The sequence below is a fragment of the Lederbergia ruris genome (genome assembly GCF_018332955.1).
Lineage (GTDB): Bacteria > Bacillota > Bacilli > Bacillales > Bacillaceae_C > Lederbergia > Lederbergia ruris.
The window spans coordinates 18,605-38,888 of record NZ_BORB01000039.1; the positions used below are offsets into that span (position 1 = coordinate 18,605).

General features: G+C 39.3%; 21 protein-coding genes. 17 read left to right on the forward strand and 4 right to left on the reverse strand.

Going from position 1 to position 20,284, the window contains the following annotated elements:
- Positions 1-26 precede the first annotated feature (26 nt).
- From KI363_RS17640 to KI363_RS17670, 7 genes are all read left to right on the forward strand, one after another.
- On the forward strand, positions 27-263 hold the full coding sequence (locus tag KI363_RS17640) for a hypothetical protein (RefSeq protein ID WP_212967145.1): 237 nt from the start codon (positions 27-29) through the stop codon (positions 261-263).
- 95 nt (positions 264-358) lie between these two features.
- Positions 359-991: an Ntn hydrolase family protein gene (locus KI363_RS17645; protein WP_212967146.1), complete on the forward strand. Its 633-nt coding sequence runs from the start codon at positions 359-361 to the stop codon at positions 989-991.
- Positions 992-1,025: 34 nt separating this feature from the next.
- Positions 1,026-1,313, forward strand: coding sequence for a YjcQ family protein (locus tag KI363_RS17650; RefSeq protein WP_212967147.1), 288 nt, complete (start codon positions 1,026-1,028; stop codon positions 1,311-1,313).
- Positions 1,314-1,387: 74 nt separating this feature from the next.
- Positions 1,388-1,666 carry a hypothetical protein gene (locus KI363_RS17655; protein ID WP_212967148.1) on the forward strand — a complete coding sequence of 93 codons (279 nt, stop codon included), beginning with the start codon at positions 1,388-1,390 and terminating at the stop codon, positions 1,664-1,666.
- 1 nt (position 1,667) lies between these two features.
- Positions 1,668-1,904, forward strand: a complete 237-nt coding sequence (locus KI363_RS17660) for a phage holin (protein ID WP_212967149.1) — start codon at positions 1,668-1,670, stop codon at positions 1,902-1,904.
- Positions 1,905-1,971: 67 nt separating this feature from the next.
- Positions 1,972-3,018 carry an N-acetylmuramoyl-L-alanine amidase gene (locus KI363_RS22115; RefSeq protein ID WP_246516933.1) on the forward strand — a complete coding sequence of 349 codons (1,047 nt, stop codon included), beginning with the start codon at positions 1,972-1,974 and terminating at the stop codon, positions 3,016-3,018.
- 399 nt (positions 3,019-3,417) lie between these two features.
- Positions 3,418-4,122 (forward strand): NAD-dependent protein deacylase, encoded by a 705-nt coding sequence (locus KI363_RS17670; protein WP_212967150.1) that lies wholly within the window; start codon positions 3,418-3,420, stop codon positions 4,120-4,122.
- Between the two features lie 163 nt (positions 4,123-4,285).
- Here KI363_RS17670 and KI363_RS17675 read toward each other — a convergent pair whose 3' ends face one another.
- From KI363_RS17675 to KI363_RS17690, 4 genes are all read right to left on the reverse strand, one after another.
- Positions 4,286-5,212, reverse strand: a complete 927-nt coding sequence (locus KI363_RS17675) for a glycine betaine ABC transporter substrate-binding protein (RefSeq protein WP_212967151.1) — start codon at positions 5,210-5,212, stop codon at positions 4,286-4,288.
- Positions 5,213-5,363: 151 nt separating this feature from the next.
- Positions 5,364-6,314: a glycine betaine ABC transporter substrate-binding protein gene (locus KI363_RS17680; protein WP_246516934.1), complete on the reverse strand. Its 951-nt coding sequence runs from the start codon at positions 6,312-6,314 to the stop codon at positions 5,364-5,366.
- 58 nt (positions 6,315-6,372) lie between these two features.
- A complete protein-coding gene (locus tag KI363_RS17685; protein ID WP_191967492.1) occupies positions 6,373-7,218 on the reverse strand; it encodes an ABC transporter permease in 846 nt (281 codons plus the stop codon).
- A complete protein-coding gene (locus tag KI363_RS17690; protein ID WP_158322594.1) occupies positions 7,218-8,435 on the reverse strand; it encodes a quaternary amine ABC transporter ATP-binding protein in 1,218 nt (405 codons plus the stop codon). Before KI363_RS17690 ends, KI363_RS17685 begins: the two co-directional genes overlap by 1 nt.
- 315 nt (positions 8,436-8,750) lie before the next feature.
- Between KI363_RS17690 and KI363_RS17695 the strand changes: the two genes are divergently transcribed.
- The 10 genes from KI363_RS17695 (at position 8,751) to rlmD (ending at position 20,042) form a co-directional block, all read left to right on the forward strand.
- Positions 8,751-9,287: a GbsR/MarR family transcriptional regulator gene (locus KI363_RS17695; RefSeq protein WP_212967152.1), complete on the forward strand. Its 537-nt coding sequence runs from the start codon at positions 8,751-8,753 to the stop codon at positions 9,285-9,287.
- Between the two features lie 59 nt (positions 9,288-9,346).
- Positions 9,347-10,339, forward strand: a complete 993-nt coding sequence (locus KI363_RS17700; RefSeq protein WP_212967153.1) for an acyl-CoA dehydrogenase family protein — start codon at positions 9,347-9,349, stop codon at positions 10,337-10,339.
- A 77-nt stretch (positions 10,340-10,416) separates the two neighbouring features.
- Entirely contained in the window at positions 10,417-11,406 is a 990-nt protein-coding gene (locus KI363_RS17705; protein WP_158322597.1) for a Gfo/Idh/MocA family protein, read from the forward strand.
- Between the two features lie 143 nt (positions 11,407-11,549).
- Positions 11,550-12,569: a UDP-glucose 4-epimerase GalE gene (gene galE / locus KI363_RS17710; RefSeq protein WP_212967154.1), complete on the forward strand. Its 1,020-nt coding sequence runs from the start codon at positions 11,550-11,552 to the stop codon at positions 12,567-12,569.
- A gap of 245 nt (positions 12,570-12,814) precedes the next feature.
- Positions 12,815-13,531, forward strand: coding sequence for a metallophosphoesterase family protein (locus tag KI363_RS17715; RefSeq protein WP_212967155.1), 717 nt, complete (start codon positions 12,815-12,817; stop codon positions 13,529-13,531).
- A 22-nt stretch (positions 13,532-13,553) separates the two neighbouring features.
- A complete protein-coding gene (gene dacB / locus KI363_RS17720; RefSeq protein ID WP_212967156.1) occupies positions 13,554-15,161 on the forward strand; it encodes a D-alanyl-D-alanine carboxypeptidase/D-alanyl-D-alanine endopeptidase in 1,608 nt (535 codons plus the stop codon).
- 140 nt (positions 15,162-15,301) lie between these two features.
- Positions 15,302-15,754, forward strand: coding sequence for a MarR family winged helix-turn-helix transcriptional regulator (locus KI363_RS17725; protein ID WP_212967157.1), 453 nt, complete (start codon positions 15,302-15,304; stop codon positions 15,752-15,754).
- Positions 15,755-15,776: 22 nt separating this feature from the next.
- Complete coding sequence (gene ftsH / locus KI363_RS17730) at positions 15,777-17,612, forward strand: ATP-dependent zinc metalloprotease FtsH (RefSeq protein WP_158322602.1); 1,836 nt, start codon at positions 15,777-15,779, stop codon at positions 17,610-17,612.
- A 565-nt stretch (positions 17,613-18,177) separates the two neighbouring features.
- Positions 18,178-18,387: a YdbC family protein gene (locus KI363_RS17735; RefSeq protein WP_158322603.1), complete on the forward strand. Its 210-nt coding sequence runs from the start codon at positions 18,178-18,180 to the stop codon at positions 18,385-18,387.
- A gap of 275 nt (positions 18,388-18,662) precedes the next feature.
- A complete protein-coding gene (gene rlmD / locus KI363_RS17740) occupies positions 18,663-20,042 on the forward strand; it encodes a 23S rRNA (uracil(1939)-C(5))-methyltransferase RlmD (RefSeq protein ID WP_212967158.1) in 1,380 nt (459 codons plus the stop codon).
- Positions 20,043-20,284: the final 242 nt, after the last annotated feature.

The window sequence follows — 20,284 nt, forward strand, 5'->3', positions numbered from 1 at the left end:
ATTAAAAAGAAAAGGTGGTATATCAAATGGAGAGAATTGAGGTTTTGCTTGATCATTCATATGAAGATGACTATTTTATGATCTCTACCATTACTGTAAATTTAAAAAATGAAGAAGAAAAAGAACGTGTTCAAAAGATATCTGAAAGGATGGAAGATGATTTTGTAGATCCAGATGGGCTACTTAGTAAGCGAATTGCAGACAGACATAAAGTAGATGTTAGTCTTATAGACTTGGATACAAATGAAATTGACTTAATGTAGATTCGGACGCTATTGCAAATTAGTAAATATTTAAAAAGTAGACTCTATTCCCCCTTTTTTTGTCGTATAATATAAAGGAAGGGGGTAGAGTAGTAATGACAATATTTACAACCATTTGCGTTCCAGAAGGAATCGTAATGACATCTGATAGTCGATTAACACAGCGATTTGATTACGAGGATGGAAGCTATACGGAGTTTGACATCTCTAATGAAGAGCAGAAAATATTTTTAGTTAGAAATAATGAAATAGGAATTACTTATACTAGCAACAGAATGCGTGATGGATTTAGAATGCCTGAATTTATCTCAAGATTCAATCGGCTCCATTTGAGTCAAGAAGATTCTGTGAAAAGTATAGCCACAAAACTAAATGACTGTTTAATAAATGAAGAGTTTACAGGTTCGGTAGTTGTAGCAGGATATGACTATAATCTCCCATTTGTTTTTTTGCTTGAGAATGATGAGGTTACATTGTTAAATCGTACTGAAGATGGAGAGATTATATTCTGCATAACAAGAGGTGGAGAAATAGATAGAATAAACGATTTGTTAGACAAAAGTTGTGTTGAAATAAAAGAGCTCTCTTTAAATCAGGCGTTAGAGTTAGGAGTTAAACTGACGCAGGATTCAATAGACTATTATAATTCCTTGCCAGAATACTCTAATATAGGTGGCACAGTTAGCCACTTAACAATACAAGGGAATATGACTGCATTCGTTAAATGAAAATTACTAGCTAAGAATGTAAGGTGGAGCCTTTATGAATAAAAAGAAGATCAGACTAGCAATTTTAAGAGAATTGGAAAAGGGAAATAAAGGTTTTTCAAATATTGATTTTGATATAAGCACAGATGAATTAATTGATATTCTCAATTGGTTAAAGAATGAAAACCTCATAAATGATTATAAATTTTTTATGGATGAATCATTTTACTTTGAGAAAACAGAAGTTACTTTAAAAGGTGAAAAATATTTTGCGGAAAATTCGGCTGCATTGAAGACATACAAGGGATTAAAAGAAATAAGAGATTGGATTCCATTTTATTAAAAAGGCTAAGAGCATCTCTCACGAGGTGCTTTTTATATTGCCCATTTTTAAACAGACATCAAAGGAGGGAGCACATGGAAATAACAATTGGAGTAATAAGCGCCATATTTGGCATTGTTATAGGTTATTTAACATTCAGTCGTAACAGGGATAAGGATGTCAAATCAGATGCTACAGATTCAGCCGTGGTTAGAACAAAGCTAGATAGTATTGGTCAAGGTGTAGACAGTATTCGCATTGATTTAAAGGCGAATGAAAAGAACATTGCACATTTATCTGAGCGTGTCACACGTGTAGAGGAATCAACTAAGCAAGCTCATAGGAGATTGGATATACAAGGAGGAGGTCAATAATATGGATAAAGGAATGATTATCAGAACAATAGTCTTAATATTGGCATTAGTAAATCAAATATTGGTTATGACTGGAATCAGTCCATTGCCATTTACAAGTGAGGAAATAGAGTATTTTGTCACAGGTGCATTTACAGTAGTAGCTACTCTATGGACATGGTACAAAAATAATTCAATCACAAAGGAAGCCAAGCAAGCTGATACCTACTTGAAGCAACTAAAACGGAACAGGAAGTAACAAGGTGTCACCTTAATTGGTGGCATCTTTTTTATTTGTCTAAAACGAGAAAAGGAGAATGATATAAATGGCAAAAACAATTGCACTTGATATTGGGCATGGGAAAAATACGTTTCCTCCATCCAAGGGAGTTTATAAAAATGGAAAAGGTTATGCTGAACATGATTTTAACTCTAAATTAGCCATTGAAGTAGAGAAGCTACTGAAAACATGCGGATTTAATGTGATCGTATATCAGAAGCCATATGCTAATGATGTACCATTGATTCAGAGAACAAACTATTACAATAGCAAAAAGGTTGACTTAGTTTATTCACTTCATGCTAATGCTAATGGCAGTTCAGATGTAAATGGACGTTGTGTTTTTTACTGGCATACAGCGAAGGATTCTAAAAAACTTGCTGAAATTGTTGTAGATGAAATCAAGAAAGCTGGATACTCTACTCATGGAAATGGCCTACACGCTAGCATGGTGGGAAGTTGGACTGATCTTCACATTTGTAGAGAAACAGATATGACAGCGGTATTAGTTGAAAATGGCTTCATGAGTGGTAATAAAGACTTTGATTTAGTGTTTGGATCGAAGCAAGGTCAATATATCAAGGATATGGCAGAAGTACATGCCAAAGCCATTTGTCGCTATTATGGCGTTAAATACAAGGCTACAGAGGATGTTAAAGCAAAGCCTAAGCCTAGCACACCTAAGCAACCTAACAAGCCCGTATCAAAGCCTAAAGCTTCTACAAAGACTAATAGTATAGTTGATTATCTCAAGGCTAAAAAAATGGATAGTTCATTTGCTAATAGGGCTAAACTTGCTGCTGAGTACGGTATTAAAGGCTATTCTGGGACAGCTAAACAGAATCTAGACTTATTATTTAAGCTCAAAGCAGGGAAGCCAGTATCAAAGCCTAGTAAGCCTACATCGAAACCTAAAACTTATAAAGTTGGCCAGAAGGTTAAGATTAAATCTGGTGCTAAAAAATATTCTAGATCAGCTGTTAACATCCCAACACAATATAAAAATAAATCTTACACGATTCAGCAGGTTGGAAAAGATGATGTGTTGATTAAGGAATTATATAGTTGGGTCAGAAAATCAGATTTACAGTAATCAAATAATCATTTCAAATTTAGGAGTATTGGACTTTTTTGTCTGGTGCTCCTGTTCTTCATTTATACAACCACACGAAATAAACCACATAATTAATTCCATAAAATAGTTGACTTGTCAGGTGAAAATGGATAGAATAACCGTAAATACATAAGAAACGGTTGTTTTGATAAGTTTTTACTTAAAAAGAAAACTGGTATCTATCTGGCGGGGGATTAGAATCCGTATCTGCCATGGCAGATGAAGTAGAAGTTGTGTTAGAATAGAGGTAAAACAAAGGCTGCATCTAAAGCTATTACTGGCTTTAAATGCAGTCTTTTAAAATATCTTATAAAAGGAATCCACAAATAGGCAAAGAGCATGACATTTACAAAAAATTACTAGAAAGGACTGGTTTTTTTGTTAGGACAATGGTTAAAAGAATCAAATTACACAGTCGTTCTGACTGGGGCGGGGATGTCAACAGAAAGTGGGCTTCCCGATTTCCGTTCTTCTGGTAAAGGGTTATGGACAAAAAAAGATCCTAGCCAAATTGCAAGCATCGAAGCACTGAATCAAAATGTCGAGGAATTCTTTCAGTTTTACCGTCAGCGTGTATTGGGCTTGAATGAGGCTAAATACCATCGTGGGCACGAAATTCTCGCCAAGTGGGAAAAAGAAGGACGAATTCAAAGTTTGATTACGCAAAATATTGATGGTTTTCACACAGATGCGGGGAGTCAGAATGTAATCGAATTGCATGGGACGATGAAAAAGGTGCATTGCCAATCATGTGGTCGCGAGTATGGAAATGAAAAGTATGCTAATGAGCAATTTATTTGTGAATGCGGAGGCAAGCTACGCCCTTCGGTTGTCTTATTTGGTGAAATGTTGCCAGAGGAAGCCCTTGTGCAAGCAACAAAAGAAAGTGAAAAAGCTGATTTATTCATCGTTCTTGGTTCGTCATTAAGTGTTACACCCGCCAATCAATTTCCCTTGATCGCCAAACAAAATGGGGCCAAGCTTGTGATCATTAATCTTGAGCCAACAGAATTGGACATTTATGCTGATCTAGTGATTCATGATCGGAAAATTGGTGAAGTTCTAAACGAAATAGATCAGTAACTTGGTCATGAAGCCTATGTATAGTCAATTCCGATCACTTCGTTTCCGAAAAGCAGCAAATAAATCCCTTCACCTCGATTATGGTGAATGGATTCATTTTGCCTATTTTTCGTCTATATAAATGGTCGTGTTAGATTACCGTTTACATTTTTAACGAACAAACCTATTTTACGCCTTTTGTCCACTCCTCAATAAGGTCTGGATGGTTATCAATAAATTCCCGTACAACATCTTCAGGATCCTGATCCTCATTAAAAATAGGCGCCATTAGTTCTTCCGCAATCATATCTGGATCTTCCGTATATTGTTCTAATATCTTATAAGCGGCTGGCGCATCTTCCTTAAACCCTTTACGAGCGACCGTGTAAATTTGATCACCATCTCCATATACCCCTTTAGGATCATCTAACATTTTCAAATCCCAGACACCAAAGGCCCAGTGCGGGGTCCATAATGTAACCACAATTGGCTCTTCTTTATCATATTTAGTTTTTAGTTCCGCCAACATTGCAGATTCAGAACTGGAGGATAGTTCCCAGTCATCTTTTAGATGATATTCATCCATTGCGATCTCTGTATTCGACATCAATCCAGCACCAGGATCAATTCCAGTAATTTTCCAGTCGACCGAATCACCTAACTCTTTATTGTTTTGCAAATCCTCTATGGAATTCACATCTTCCATGTAACTTGGAACAGTCAGGGCATTTAGTGTTTGTTCATCGTTCATATTCACTTTTACCACATCATCACCATATTTTTTCTCGTATTCACCGTGAATGACTGGTAAGGAAGCACCTGTAAAGAAGTCAGCGGAGCCATCAGCCACACTGGACCACATGGGACCAGCCTCCACTTGTTTCAACTCCACATTATACCCAACATCTTCGAGAATAGCGGCGTATAAATAGCTCACAGGCATTTCCCGTGCCCAAGCTACATAAGGGAGGGTTAAATCTTTCTGGCCTAATTCGATACCGGATCCTGTATTAGAATCATTATCTTCCTCTGAATCGCTTCCACATGCCGCCAACAACATGGAAAGAGCGAGCACAAATACTAAACTAACAAATGGCCATTTTCTACCCATATAATCAATCCTCCATATTTTTAAAATTGTTCAGCTTTTATGTCCATATTTGCTCAAAGCATTTTGAATGCCCAAGTCTTATAAAACAAAAACCCCTCTGCTATTATGTCGGCAGAGGGATTTTTATTCTATTCTTTCATTATAAATAAAGTTATTTTACGCCTTCAGTCCATTGTTCAATAAGATCTGGATGGTCTTCCATAAATTGTTGTGCAACGTCTGCTGGATCTTTATCTTCATCGAAGACTGGTGGCATTAGTTCCTCTACCATGTCATAGTCTTCTGTATATTGTTCTAGGATTTTATAAGCTGCTGGAGCATCTTCCTTTAATCCTTTGCGGGCGACGATGTAGATTTGATCTCCATCTCCTCCGTAAATTCCCTTAGGATCTTCCAACATTTTCATATCCATTACACCAAATACCCAGTGTGGTTTCCAAAGTGGAACAACGATTGGTTCTTCTTTATTATAGGCAGACTTCAATTCAGCAATCATCGCTGCTTCAGAACTCGATACCAGTTTCCAATCATCTAATCCATATTCTTCCATAGCTGTCTCGGTATTAGCCATTATGCCGGCACCGGCATCAATACCAGTAATCGTCCAATCGACTGAATCTCCAAATTCTTTATTATCTTTCAAGTCTTCAATGGAGTTTATATCTTCCACATAGCTTGGCACGGCAAGTGCTAATGGTGCCTTATCCAATACTTCATTTACTTTTACAACATCATCTTCATACTGTTCCCAATAACTAGCGTGTGTAGATGGTAACCAAGCGGATGCCATGAAATCAGCGGAACCATCGGCTACACTAGACCACATCGGTCCTGCTTCAACTTGTTTGACATCAACGTTGTACCCAACATCTTCCAGAACAGCAGCCAATAAGTAGCTGACAGGAGTTTCCCGTGCCCATGCCACATAAGGAAGGGTTAAATCTTTCTGCCCTAACTCAACTCCGCTACCTCCGTCTGTGTCAGAACCTGCCGAATCGTTCCCGTTAGAATCATTATCACCATTGTTCCCGCATGCTGCCAAGAACATGGAAAATGCCAGCATAAATACAAAACCTACAAGATAAAATTTCTTTCTTGTCATGTAAAAAATCCCCCTAAATAATAATGTATATTTACAACTCCATAAATGGAGATGTTGCTTACTTTTTGTTTACTCCTTGTGTAATACGATCAAGCACCATGGCAATAATAACAAGTGCCAAACCACCTTCAAATCCTAGCCCAATTTTAATTTGAGTGACTGAACGATAGACAATTTCTCCGAGACCAGGTGCTCCTACAAGCGAGGCGGTGACAACCATCGATAGCGACAACATGATCGTCTGATTCACGCCTGCCATCATAGTAGGCATGGCAAGTGGAATTTGTACTTTTCCAAGTCTTTGCCCTGTTGTTGAACCAAAAGCATTCGCTGCTTCTATTAATTCTCCGTCTACCTGACGGATACCAAGATTGGTCATTCTAACTGTCGGTGGCATGGAGAAGATAATCGTTGCGATGACTCCTGGGACCATACCAATACCAAAGAAAACAACAGATGGAATCAAGTAAACAAATGCGGGCATTGTTTGCATGAAGTCAAGAATCGGTGTAATTGTGGACTGGACGGAGTCTTTTTGCGACATCCAAATGCCAATCGGTACCCCAATGATGATGGAAAAGATAACCGATATAATGATGAGCGATAAAGTATCAAGCGTCTCTGACCAATAACCAAGATTATTGATTAAAGCAAGCCCAATAAGTGAAAAGAGTCCTGTTTTCCAACCTGCTACTCGCCAAGCGATAAGTGAGATTATAATGATAAGGATGTAAGGTGCACCAGGAATATGACCAATCGACAATAGCCATACGAGTGCATCCGTTACACTTTTAATCCCACTAGAAATTCCATCAAAGATGACCCCAAGATGATCAGTTAAAAAACTTACAAAAGTTTCAACCCACTCTTTTAGTGGCAGTTTTGGGAAAAGTTGATCTTCCATTATGAGATCACCCCATTTCCATTAATGACCTCATCATTCCCAGCCATTGCGCCCATGATCGCACCTTTTACAACGATACCTTGCAAACGTCCTTGATCATCGACAACAGCTAAGGGTACATCGGCTGAAGCCATTGATTCAAATAAATCGGCTAAAAATGTGTCCGGGCTAACAGTCGGGACATCTTTGGTCATGACATCTTCAATTGTTTTCTTTTCTTTAATGGCATCTGAGGCCTGATTTGCTGTAATATAGCCTAACAGCTTTCTTTTTTTATCCATCACATATACGGTGGAAATACCTTGATCTCGCATCATTTGTAAGGCAACGCGTGGTCCTCTATCGGGGGTTACATTTTCAGCGCGTTTCATAATATGACCGGCTGTCAATACTTTAGATAGATCGACATCTTCCACAAATCTTTCTACATAATCATTGGCTGGATCCATTAATATCTCTTCCGCTGTGCCAATTTGGACAATGACACCGTCTCTCATTAAAGCGATTCGGTCACCAAGACGTAACGCTTCATTCAAGTCATGAGTAATGAAAATAATGGTTTTCCCAACAGAGTCATGTAAATCGAGTAACTCATCTTGCATGTCTTTACGAATCAGGGGATCAAGCGCACTGAATGCTTCATCCATCAATAAAATATCGGGATCATTAGCGAGTGCCCGTGCTAATCCTACACGTTGCTGCATTCCACCCGAGAGTTCATTTGGATATTTATCCGTATAGCCACCAAGGCCAACTAAATTTAATGCTTCACGTGCTTTCTGGGCGCGTTCTTCCTTATCGACACCTTGGATTTCTAAACCATATTCGGTATTTTGTTGGATTGTTTTGTGAGGGAGTAGTGCAAACTTTTGAAACACCATACTCATTTTTTTGCGGCGGACTTCACGTAACTCCTCTTTGTTCATCTTTGTGATATCTTTTCCATCAATCCAAACATTACCGGACGTAGGTTCTATCAAGCGGTTCAACAATCTGATGAGCGTGGATTTTCCGCTCCCAGAAAGACCCATGATGACGAACACTTCACCTGAAGTAACCTCGAATGAAGCTTGGTTCACACCAACGGTCATTCCGGTTTCACGCAGAATCTCATCTTTTGTTTTATTTTCTCTCAGCAGTTGAACGGCGCGCTTTGGATGTTTGCCAAAGACCTTTGTCAACTTTTCAACCTTAATTTCTATGTTTTTTTCCCCCATACTCTTCCTCCTTCGGTTACCTATATAATGTTAGGGAAAGATGACGGGAATGACAAAGACCATATATCGTCTCATTCAGTTAATTTTGTATGTACAGAATAAACTGTACAAAGTAAACAATGGGTTTTCTTAAACATCCTCTCATTTCCTCCCGTTTCCTACAACACTTAAATCTTTACTTTCCGCATACGAATATAATAAAGTGGAGACATTAGGGCATTTTTGTTAATATGGATGAGGTTTATATAATTTTTTTCTTCTATAATATATTGAAAAATTCTTATAAATTATTATGATTATTAGGATGTGAATGATATGGAAGATATGGAGCAGCTGGATAAGGCACGTGAAAGAATTATTGAGACCATCGCCCAGAACATTCATTTATATGGACTCACTCCATCAGCCGGTAGACTTTATGGGATGATGTTTTTTCAACGCAAACCACTGACCCTTGATGAAATGAAAGAAGAACTAGGAATGAGTAAAACAAGTATGAGTACTTCGGTAAGGGCCTTGTCCGATTTAAAAATGGTGGAACGGGTTTGGAAAAAGGGTGTAAGAAAAGATTTATATCAGGCGGAGGAAGATTGGTATCAGAGCTTTATTGATTTATTTTCTACCAAGTGGGAGAGTGCCATTTCTGTCCATAAGATCGAAATAAAAAAATCCCTAGCTGAGTTAAAAAAATTAGTTTCGGACGAACATACAAGTGAAGATGTGATAGAATTAGCAAGGGTAGATATCGAAAAATTAGAATATATCTATGCGTATTTTGAATGGTTAGAAAGAGTCGTGGAATCATTCGAAAGCCATGAGATTTTTGATTTCGTACCGAAGAAAAAAGAGTAATGGGCTGGTGGACATATATGTATGACAAGGCGTTGGTAGATGATATTAGGGGGCAGGCAATGTATATTGATTATTCAGGAGGGATTCCCGATACATTGCTTCAATGGCTATACGAAGAAAAATTGTTTAAATTATTCATTCCTGAAGAACTAGGCGGGAGAATGTTAGATTTACCGGCTGCCTTGCGGGTATTCCAAAAAGTATCGGAAACGGAAGGAAACATGGGTTGGCTTACAGCGATTGGCTCAGGTGGAGGAATGTTTATTCCCAATATCGAAAAATCATTAGCTGAGCAATTGTTTAAAGATGAGAAAGCGGTGATAGCAGGAAGTGGTTATCCCAATGGCAAGGCAAGGAAAATCGATGGGGGCTATATCGTAAGTGGGGAGTGGAAATATTGCAGTGGTTCTCCATTTGCTTCTTTTTATACGGCCAATAGCCAAACAGAAGAGGGAGAAATACGTAGCTTTATCTTCATGCCGCATCAAGTGGAAATCATCGAAGATTGGAATGCTTTAGGGTTACGAGGAACGGGCAGTCACACAATAAGAGTAAGGAATGCTTTAGTTTCAGATGAATATACCTTTAAATTGGATGTTCCGAAAAATGAATATGCTGGACCAGTTCATCGTTTTCCTTTTCTTCCTTTTTCACAAGCATCATTTATGTCGGTTTGTTTAGGGATTACGATGCACTTTTATCAAGAAGCAAGACAGATTGTGAAAAGAAGAATAAAGAATGATGATACAAGGTTCCGTCCTGTTGATCTGCTGTTAACTGAACAAGAAACCATTTTCCAACAAAAAGTAGACACTTTTTATACAGAGATTGAAAGGTTATGGAATCTTCATGTACAAGGAAACAGCCTTTCTGAAAAAGAAATTAACCAATTCAGTAAAATGTGTAAAGAAGATCTGCAACTGGTGATTCAAGGGGTGGATACGCTAATGCGATATTTAGGGATGGACGCGATTATGGAAACTTCCTCTTTAAATAAAATTTGGCGAGATTTGCACACCGCTAGTCAGCATGCTTTTATTACTCCATTATGATTGTTTTTGCTGTCAATTTTCAAGCTATTCCTTTATGATGAAAGGGATAACAATTTACATTAAAAGGAGTGTCAAACTTGATTAAAGTCGCTTTACTAAGTAGATGGCATGTACATGCAGATGATTATGCCAACAGTGCCAAGCAAAACCCGGATTTATCAATCGAACTAATATGGGATGAGGAAAGAAAACGTGGGGAAGATTGGGCAAAAGAATTAAATGTCCCTTTTGAAGCGGATCTTGATAAAGTATTATCTAATCCTAATATAGATGCAGTAATTGTGAGTACGCCTACGAATCTACATAAAGAAATTATTGTAGCAGCCGCTAAAAATAAGAAACATATTTTTACTGAAAAAGTACTCGCTTTTACTGTACAAGATTGTGAAGACATCTATCAAGCTGTGGAAGAAAATAATGTAAAGTTAATGTTGTCTCTTCCACGTCTAACAGAAAACTATTATTTATATGCACAAGAAGCTTTAGATTCTGGTAAACTAGGAAGACTCACAACGATTCGTTGCCGGCTTGCGCATAATGGCGGTGTCGGACAAAATGGAGCGAAAACAGGTTGGTTACCTGAGCGATTTTTTAATAAAGAACAGGCTGGTGGTGGCGCCTTAATGGATCTAGGTGCTCATCCAATCTATTTAACCAATCGCCTGGCTGGACCTGCAAAAACTGTACAAGCCCAATTTCAACAATCCAAAGAATTCGCAGTAGAGGATAATGCAGCAGTTTTAGTTGAATATGAATCTGGCGCAATTGGGATTATTGAATCTGGCTTTACTTCCTATGGAAGTCCATTCCAATTGGAATTATATGGAACAGAGGGAGTATTATTGATTGAGGAAGGAAATGTTCGTATCCAAAGCAGTCACTTATCTGAACAAGGTTGGCAAACACCGGAATTACCAGAAGCCTTGCCAATGCCAATGCAACAGTGGACCTCTTCGATTTTACATGGGACAACGCCTAGCATTACAAAAGAAGATGTGCTTGGTTTAACGGCTGTGAATGAGCAAGCGGCTTTATCTCAAGAAAAGGGTAAAAAGATTGAAATGTAATAGGCGGAAAATAATAAGAGATCATCACCTATTTTTAGGATAGGGTGATGGTCTTTTTTTTGTAGTAATGAATAAATTCACGAGGGAAATTATAAGATTCATATATAACAAACTTTGGTTATAGTGAAGGGGCGGGAGGAAATTTGGCTATCTTGGTTACAGGTGGTGCAGGTTATATTGGATCTCATACTTGTTTTGAATTGCTTCAAGCCGGTTATCAAGTGATTGTTATTGATAATTACAGCAATAGTCGTCCAAAATCATTGCAAAGGGTAATGGAATTGACAGGACAAAGAATCCAAATATATTCCATTGATTTACTGGATGAAACAGGCTTAGAAACAGTATTTTATGAAAATCATATTGAGGCAGTTATTCATTTTGCTGGGTTAAAAGCTGTCGGAGAATCTGTTGCTTTTCCGCTTTCCTACTATCAAACCAATATTATAGGGACAATTAGTTTATGTGAAATGATGAAAAAGTATCATGTGAAAAACTTGGTGTTTAGTTCTTCCGCAACGGTATATGGAAAACCGGAACAGGTTCCGATAAAGGAGGATGCTAGTCTTTCGGCAATGAATCCATACGGACGAACGAAATTAATGATTGAACAGATATTAAAAGACCTGTATCAATCTGATGCAAGCTGGAGTATCGCACTTTTGCGGTATTTTAATCCAATTGGAGCCCATCCAAGTGGGAAAATTGGCGAAAATCCAAAAGGAATTCCCAATAATTTGATGCCTTATATCACGCAAGTCGCAATCGGAATACGAGATGAATTATTGATTTTTGGGAATGATTATCCAACTCGCGATGGTACGGGGATTCGTGATTATATTCATGTTGTTGATCTAGCCAGGGGCCACGTGAAGGCACTGGAAAAAGTACTGAACACAACGGGGATAGAGGCTTATAATCTAGGGACGGGAGAAGGGTATAGTGTATTGGAATTAGTAGCCGCATTTGAAGCAGCTTCAGGAAAGAGAATACCATATAAAATAGTAAATAGGCGGCCTGGTGATGTTGCGGTGAGCTTTGCCGATGTGTCCAAAGCCAAAAGAGAACTTGACTGGGTCGCCACCAAAGGAATACAGGAAATGTGTGTAGATGCATGGAATTGGCAAACGAAAAATCCAAAAGGCTATGAAGTGAAACGGTAAAGGACTGGAGCACTGAAAAGGGAAGAAAAAAGCAGAGTTCCAGTTTTCTTTTTTATAGTTAATTATGTGAATCTCTTCTTGCTCCTCTTCATTCCACTTACCTCAATGAAAAGGTCGATCATTGTGATACCCGTTGTAAATCCATGGATGATAGGTGACTTTTAATAGGACTGAAGTAGTGTGAATTGAATCATCTTATTAAATACGATAAACTTTTAAAAAAGAGCTACGGGAGAGGATTTTACATGAGATTAGCGTTTATTTCGGATATTCATGGGAATGCAACCGCTTTAGAAGCGGTGATGAAAGATCTTAAGGAAAAAGCAGTCGACAAAGTCTTTGTACTAGGGGATCTTTGCTATCGCGGACCAGAGCCAAAGCGTTCATTGGAATTGGTCCAATCTTTAAATTGTCAAGTGATTAAAGGGAATGCAGATGAGTGGGTTGTGAGAGGTGTTGAAGAAGGAGAGGTTCCCGAACAAGCTTTGGATATGATGAGGAAAGAGCGGGAATGGACATACTCTCAGCTGAATGAAGCAGATATCGATTACCTGCAGAATCTGCCAACAGAGATCAAGACGACGATAAGTGACCTGGATATCCATGCTTTTCATGCGACACCGGATAGTTTATTTGAAGTTGTAGTGCCATTTGCAGATGATGAGACCATACAGGAAAAATTAATGGGACGTGAAGCTAATTTATATCTTTATGGTCATATTCATACCCCTTATATTCGTTTTATCAACGGAAAAGCGGTGGTGAATTTAGGAAGTATTGGCCTGCCTTTTGATGGTTCAAGTCAAGCATCCTATAGTCTTGTCGATATACAAGATCGAAGCATACAAGCATCAATTGTTCGGGTTGATTATGATATAGATGAAGTCATCGAAAAACTGCAATCATCGGATTATCCAAATAAAGAATTCCTCGTGAATGTTTGGAAAAATGGCCGACCTTAATGAGAGGGAAGGTACAAGCAGGTTGAAACATCAAAACAAAATCAAAATCGTTCTTTTTATTGCTGTTTGTGGTGTGTTCATTTTTATAGCAAAAAGTCAGGTCTGGCTCCCTATCTCAACAAAAGCTGGCGGATTCACCATCACAATGGAAAGCAATTTTCCGCAACTTAGAACCGTTGTATTGGAAAAGGAATCTATCTATTCTGCGTTTAGTCAGCAACCACCCGATCCTGTTAACGAGTCGGCCACCATAGCTGAAAAAATCAATTCGATTTTACAGAACCCGCGTCTTGATGGGGTTATTACGGGGATCAGTGTTCGAAAAGCAGACAGCGGTGAACTGATCTATTCGCATAATGGTCAAACTCAATTACGTCCGGCCTCTAACCTGAAACTGCTGACCACTGCAACAGCTATGGAAGTGTTAGGACCTGACTACCAATTTTCTACGGAAATTTTAACAGATGGAAAAATAAAAAAAGGCGTATTGCACGGAAATTTGTACATCAAGGGAAAAGGCGACCCAACCCTTCTGCAAAAGGATTTAGAGGCATTTGCTTTAAAATTAAAGAAGAAGGGGATCAAAAAGATTCAAGGCGATATTATTGGGGATGATAGCTGGTATGATGATGTCCGCTATTCCCAAGATTTAATCTGGTCTGATGAATCGTATTATTATGGTGGGCAAATTTCAGCCCTTACGATTTCCCCTGACGAGGACTATAATGCAGGCAGTCTAATACTGGATGTAGAGCCAGGAAAAAAAGAGGGAGCGCCTCCCATTATGGAGATAAAGCCTAAGTCAGACTATGTGGAAATTGTCAATCAAGCAAAAACAGTAGCCAAGGAAAAGCCTGAGCCTGATGATCTTTCGATTGTAAGAGAACATGGGACCAATCGGATCATCATTCAAGGAGATGTTCCGCTTGAAACAGCAAAAACAAGGGTGGAAATGGCGGTTTGGGAACCGACTGGTTATGTTGTCAATTTAATGGGAGTGGCTTTGAAGGATAAGAAAATCGCTTGGAATGGAAAAGAAAGGACAGGGATTACACCAGAGTCTGCTGTTGTTTTAGTTTCCAAAAAATCTATGCCATTGCAAGATTTACTGATCCCCTTTATGAAACTAAGTAATAATATTCATGCGGAAATATTGGTGAAGGAAATGGGGAAAGTGATTCATAATGAAGGGAGTTGGGCCAGTGGACTAGCTGTCATGGAAGCGACGCTTGCTGATTTCGGATTAAATATCGACCAAATTTTATTACGTGATGGATCAGGGATTTCTGATAAAAATCTGCTCCCACCGAATGAATTAACAAAATTACTATTTAAAGTCCAAAAAAAGGGATGGTACCCCGCCTTTGAAGCATCCCAACCGATTGCAGGTGAACCAGGTAAAATGGTCGGCGGAACTTTACGCTATCGTATGACAGATGAAGTGCTGAAAGGAAAGGTGAAGGCAAAGACAGGCTCCCTTACAGGCGTAAGCACCCTCTCAGGATATGTGACAAATACAAACGGAGAAAAGCTGATTTTTTCTATTATGATGAATAATTACATACAAGGATCTATGAGTAAAATCCAGGATGAAATTTGTCAGATGCTCGCAGAAGCTACTTTAGAATAATGTGTCCGTTTTTCAAACATACTTGAAGAGCGGACTCTTTTTTATTTCCCTTATATTGAAATTATATTATATTTAATATAAAATATAATATATATACTTTATATGTATTATGAATCATAGGTGGATGGGGGATTTTTTGTATGGATTTGGAGGAGTTTAAACAATATCTCTGGGATTATTCAAGGGAAATTAATGAAAATACGAATAAAGTGTTTAATCCAATTATTGAACAGTTTGGACTGACGACACTTCAGTTTCGGATTCTTATGGAAATTCGCCAAAGTGGCTCCCATACGATCGGGAGTCTTGCGAATGAAATAAAAATGGCAGGTACAAATATCTCTACAATGTGTAAGAAGCTGGAGAAAATGGAGCTGTTGGAGCGGATTAGAAAGCCTGAGGATGAAAGAGTTGTATTGGTGATCCTCACTCAAAAAGGAAAAGAAATTGTTACAGATATTGATCAAGTAATCATTAAGAAAATCAGCTTATATACAAAATCAGAATCTGAGCAAACTATGAATGAGATCATTATTGGTTTAAAACAATTAAATAGGTTATTACAAAAAATGGGACAAACTGTAAAATCATAATCAGAATAAGGAGAAAACATATATGAAAATACAAAAGAATCCGAAGAAGCCACTGATCTATTATATTTTAATATCTGTTTTAGTGGTGATGGTCCTAAATGCTTTTGTCTTTCCTTCTATTATTCAGCAAAGGATATCAGAGGTGGATTATGGGACCTTCTTAAAACAAATTGAACAAGGGAATGTGAGTACCGTTGAAATACAAGATAATCAAATTGGCTATACCGTTGTAGATGGAAGTGGTAGGGAAAAGGTTTATGTTACGGGTCGTATGGATGATCCAGACCTTGTGAATCGATTATATGATGCGGATGTCGAGTTTACAAAGGTAGTCCCGAAAGAAGCCTCCCCGCTTTTAAAATTTATATTAGCCTGGATTTTGCCTTTAGTCATTTTTATCGCACTTGGGCAATTTTTCGCTCGTAAATTAGCTGGAAAAATGGGTGGTGGCGCGAATGCCATGACTTTTGGAAAAAGCAAAGCGAAAGTCTATGTAGAAGCGCAAACAGGTAAAACATTCGCAGATGTCGCTGGACAAGAAGAAGCGAAGGAAGCCTTACAGGAAATTGTTGATTTTCTTCACAATCCAAAAAAATACCAAGAAATTGGTGCTAATATTCCAAAAGGAGCGTTATTAGTAGGGCCACCTGGAACAGGGAAAACCTTATTAGCCAAAGCAGTGGCCGGTGAATCTAAAGTTCCCTTCTTCTCTATCTCGGGATCGGAATTTGTGGAAATGTTTGTCGGAATGGGAGCAGCAAGAGTGAGAGACCTATTTAAACAAGCACAAGAGAAGGCACCATGTATTGTTTTTATCGATGAAATTGACACAATTGGAAAAAGCCGAACTTCAGGAGGACCAAGTGGAAATGATGAGAGAGAACAAACTTTAAACCAGCTATTAACCGAAATGGATGGTTTTGATGCAGATAAAGGAGTCGTTATTTTAGCGGCAACGAACAGACCTGAAACATTAGATAAAGCATTACTTAGACCAGGAAGATTTGATCGCCGTGTGCCAGTGGAGTTACCCGATCTTTTAGGACGAGAACAAGTATTAAAAGTGCATGCGGAGAAAGTAAAAATGGCAGACGATGTGGACTTTAATGCGATTGCGAGAGCGACATCTGGAGCATCTGGGGCTGACTTAGCCAATATGATTAATGAAGGAGCGCTTCGTGCCGTAAAAATGGGACGTAAAGAAGTGAACCAAAGTGATTTGGAAGAATCGGTTGAAGTGGTTTTAGCAGGATATCAGAGAAAAAATACCCTCATTTCGATGAAAGATAAATTAACGATTTCTTACCATGAAATTGGCCATGCGCTAGTTGCTGCTAAACAAAGCCATTCTGCCCCTGTTCATAAAATCACCATTATCCCAAGGACTTCCGGTGCTCTAGGCTATACAATGCAGGTCGAGGAAGGCGAAAAAGTACTCATGAGTAAAGAAGAGGCTTTGGATAAAATCACTACCTTTATGGGAGGGCGTGCGGCAGAAGAAGTCATTTTTAACCGGGTAACCTCAGGCGCCTCCAATGATATTGAACAGGCTACAAAAATTGCGAGATCAATGGTAACGCGATTTGGAATGAGTGAAGAGTTTGATATGATGGCACTTGAAACAGTTAATAATCCTTATTTAGGTGGAGATACATCCCTCTTGGTTTCATCCGAAACAGCAGCCAAAATTGATGATGAGGTCTTAAAAATCATCAAAACTTGTCATCAGAAGGCGATTCAAATTTTAGAGGACAACAAGCAAAAATTACATGAGCTTACCAAATATTTATTAGAAAGAGAAACAATCACTGGCGAAGAGTTTATGACCATTTTAGAAGCGAAAGAGTCAAATCTGTAAAATGAAAGAGATCCAATTGATTATTGGGTCTCCTTTTTGAGTATGAATAGGGATTGGGAATGGGGGAAAGGTATCGCGCCGTCCTCGTTTTCGGGAAAATAGAAGAAAAAGGGGAGGGCGAGAGTCATGGCCGTCCCCGTTTTGGAGGAAACAGAAGAAAAGGGGCACGGCGAAAGGTACGGCCGTCCCCGTTTTGGAAGGGAACACAGAAAAGGGGCACGGCGAGAGGTGCGGCCGTCCCCGTTTTGGAAGGAAACGCAGAAAAGGGGCACGGCGAGAGGTGCGGCCGTCCCCGTTTTGGAAGGAAACGCAGAAAAGGGGCACGGCGAAGGTCGGCGCTGTCCCCGTTTTGGAAGGAAACACAGAAAAGGGGCACGGCGAAGGTCGGCGCTGTCCCCGCTTTGGATGAAACAAGAGATAAAGGGTTGGACAAGGCTCTGCGTCGTCCCCGTTTTGAAGAAAAGGGACAAGACATAATTTAGATTTTTAATAGCGGTTATGTGAGGAAGTCATTCTGTGGTAATATCTAACTAGAATAACCAATGAATGAAGGGAGAAATGAAAAGTGGCTGAGATTAAATTTGAAATCACTGAGCAAATTGCCGTTCTTTCAGAGTCACCAAAGGGTTGGACAAAAGAACTTAATCTGATTAGCTGGAATGGGCGAGAACCGAAATACGATATTCGTGATTGGGCCCCCAACCATGAAAAAATGGGAAAAGGTGTCACATTGAGTGAGGCAGAACTTGAAAAGCTAAAGGATGCATTAAAATAGGAATACACGATCCGACTTTTATATTTCCTTTTTAACGAGATAAGAAAGTTGGCTAGTGTTTGGATCTAGCTCCAGCGCCTAGCCCCCCGAGGTCATAAACCCTCGCCAATAAAAGTCAAAACCGGACTTTTCTTGGCTCAGAACATTTGATTGTCGGAGGGCAACAGGATGTTGGTCAGAAAGGCGTTGCGCCAGGACGGCGCGAACTTAGCATTTCTTCCTATTCCCAAGGCGCTTGCGCTTTTTTTAAGACATTTTGGAAAAGGACGACAGCAATGGCGAAAGTACAATTACCAGTTCAAAAAAATCAAATCATTGAGGTTACCTTTGAAGATTTAACCCATGACGGTAACGGGGTAGCAAAGGTGGATGGTTATCCACTATTTATTGCCAATGGCCTCCCAGGCGAAAGGGCGAAAGTGAAGGTCACCAAACTGAATAAAGGCTATGGCTTTGCGAAAATCTTGGAAATCTATGAAAAAAGTCGGTATCGGGTAATCCCCGAATGTCCGATTTATGAGGAATGTGGCGGCTGCCAGCTTCAGCATTTAAGCTATGAAGGACAACTGATTGCCAAGGAAAAACAAGTCAGTGATGTGATGCAGCGGATCGGAAAAATAGAGAATGTCACCATACATCCTGTTCTTGGCATGGAAAGTCCATGGCGATATCGCAATAAATCACAAGTTCCGATCGGTGAACGAGAAGGTGGCTTAATTGGCGGGTTTTACCGACAACGCACACATGACATTATTGATATGAAAGAATGTTTGATTCAAGTCGAGGAAAATGATCATGTTTTGAAAAAGGTAAAAGAGATATGTGGAAAATATGGGATCAAACCATATGATGAAAAATCCCATAAGGGTGTGCTTCGCCATGTGATGGCTCGCTATGGCAAAATAAGTGGTGAAACGATGATCGTACTTATAACGAAAACGGCGGAATTGCCGAATCGGAAAAAAATTATTGCGGAATTGGTGGCGACCATTCCAAACCTCAAATCGATTGTGCAAAACGTGAATTCGAAACGGACCAATGTCATTTTCGGAAATGAGACAAAGGTGCTGTGGGGCAGGGAAACCATCACTGATTCAATTGGAGAGATTCAATTCGCGATATCCGCACGCTCTTTTTACCAAGTCAACCCGGAACAAACAAAGGTATTATATGAAAAAGCATTAGAATATGCGGGACTGACTGGTGCAGAAACCGTGATTGACGCATACTGTGGGATTGGCACGATTTCGCTTTTTCTCGCGCAAAAAGCGAAGAAAGTGTATGGAGTCGAAATTATCCCCGAAGCAATTGATGATGCCAGAAGGAATGCTCAATTAAATGGTGTAGAAAATGTTGAATTCGCAGTGGGAGAAGCTGAAAAGATCATCCCTAACTGGTACAAGCAAGGCATCGAAGCAGATGTCCTTGTCGTGGACCCGCCTCGGAAAGGCTGTGACCAAGCCCTTTTAGACACGATCATGCAAATGAAGCCGAAGAAAGTTGTGTATGTATCATGTAACCCAGCTACACTTGCCCGCGATTTACGCATACTGGAAGATGGCGGCTATCAGACTTTAGAAGTCCAACCTGTGGATATGTTTCCGATGACGGCGCATGTGGAGTGCTGTTCACTACTCGTTAGGACAGATAAATAAGGATATAACAGTGAGTAAGAGCCTTTCTATATGGAGAGGCTCTAGATTTTATGAAGGGATTTGCAATGTAGAAATAAAGATATAGCTTTAATTTCATTTAAATTTTTACAGCTTGGTATGAGTAAAATGTTTGTGGGCGAACAAAATAGGAACGCGCCATTTCGATCTGTTTAACGGAGAGGCCCATTGTGGCAGGGGGGCTCTTTCAAGGTGATATCCACGGCTTTATATGGGGTGGCGGG

What these genes read in the sequence shown, in the direction of transcription:
- KI363_RS17640 (WP_212967145.1), top strand. Translation starts at nt 27, where the DNA reads ATGGAGAGAATTGAGGTTTTGCTTGATCATTCATATGAAGATGACTAT.
- KI363_RS17645 (WP_212967146.1), top strand. Translation starts at nt 359, where the DNA reads ATGACAATATTTACAACCATTTGCGTTCCAGAAGGAATCGTAATGACA.
- KI363_RS17650 (WP_212967147.1), top strand. Translation starts at nt 1,026, where the DNA reads ATGAATAAAAAGAAGATCAGACTAGCAATTTTAAGAGAATTGGAAAAG.
- KI363_RS17655 (WP_212967148.1), top strand. Translation starts at nt 1,388, where the DNA reads ATGGAAATAACAATTGGAGTAATAAGCGCCATATTTGGCATTGTTATA.
- KI363_RS17660 (WP_212967149.1), top strand. Translation starts at nt 1,668, where the DNA reads ATGGATAAAGGAATGATTATCAGAACAATAGTCTTAATATTGGCATTA.
- KI363_RS22115 (WP_246516933.1), top strand. Translation starts at nt 1,972, where the DNA reads ATGGCAAAAACAATTGCACTTGATATTGGGCATGGGAAAAATACGTTT.
- KI363_RS17675 (WP_212967151.1), bottom strand. Translation starts at nt 5,212, where the DNA reads ATGGGTAGAAAATGGCCATTTGTTAGTTTAGTATTTGTGCTCGCTCTT.
- KI363_RS17680 (WP_246516934.1), bottom strand. Translation starts at nt 6,314, where the DNA reads ATGACAAGAAAGAAATTTTATCTTGTAGGTTTTGTATTTATGCTGGCA.
- KI363_RS17685 (WP_191967492.1), bottom strand. Translation starts at nt 7,218, where the DNA reads ATGGAAGATCAACTTTTCCCAAAACTGCCACTAAAAGAGTGGGTTGAA.
- KI363_RS17690 (WP_158322594.1), bottom strand. Translation starts at nt 8,435, where the DNA reads ATGGGGGAAAAAAACATAGAAATTAAGGTTGAAAAGTTGACAAAGGTC.
- KI363_RS17695 (WP_212967152.1), top strand. Translation starts at nt 8,751, where the DNA reads ATGGAAGATATGGAGCAGCTGGATAAGGCACGTGAAAGAATTATTGAG.
- KI363_RS17700 (WP_212967153.1), top strand. Translation starts at nt 9,347, where the DNA reads ATGTATATTGATTATTCAGGAGGGATTCCCGATACATTGCTTCAATGG.
- KI363_RS17715 (WP_212967155.1), top strand. Translation starts at nt 12,815, where the DNA reads ATGAGATTAGCGTTTATTTCGGATATTCATGGGAATGCAACCGCTTTA.
- KI363_RS17725 (WP_212967157.1), top strand. Translation starts at nt 15,302, where the DNA reads ATGGATTTGGAGGAGTTTAAACAATATCTCTGGGATTATTCAAGGGAA.
- ftsH (WP_158322602.1), top strand. Translation starts at nt 15,777, where the DNA reads ATGAAAATACAAAAGAATCCGAAGAAGCCACTGATCTATTATATTTTA.
- rlmD (WP_212967158.1), top strand. Translation starts at nt 18,663, where the DNA reads ATGGCGAAAGTACAATTACCAGTTCAAAAAAATCAAATCATTGAGGTT.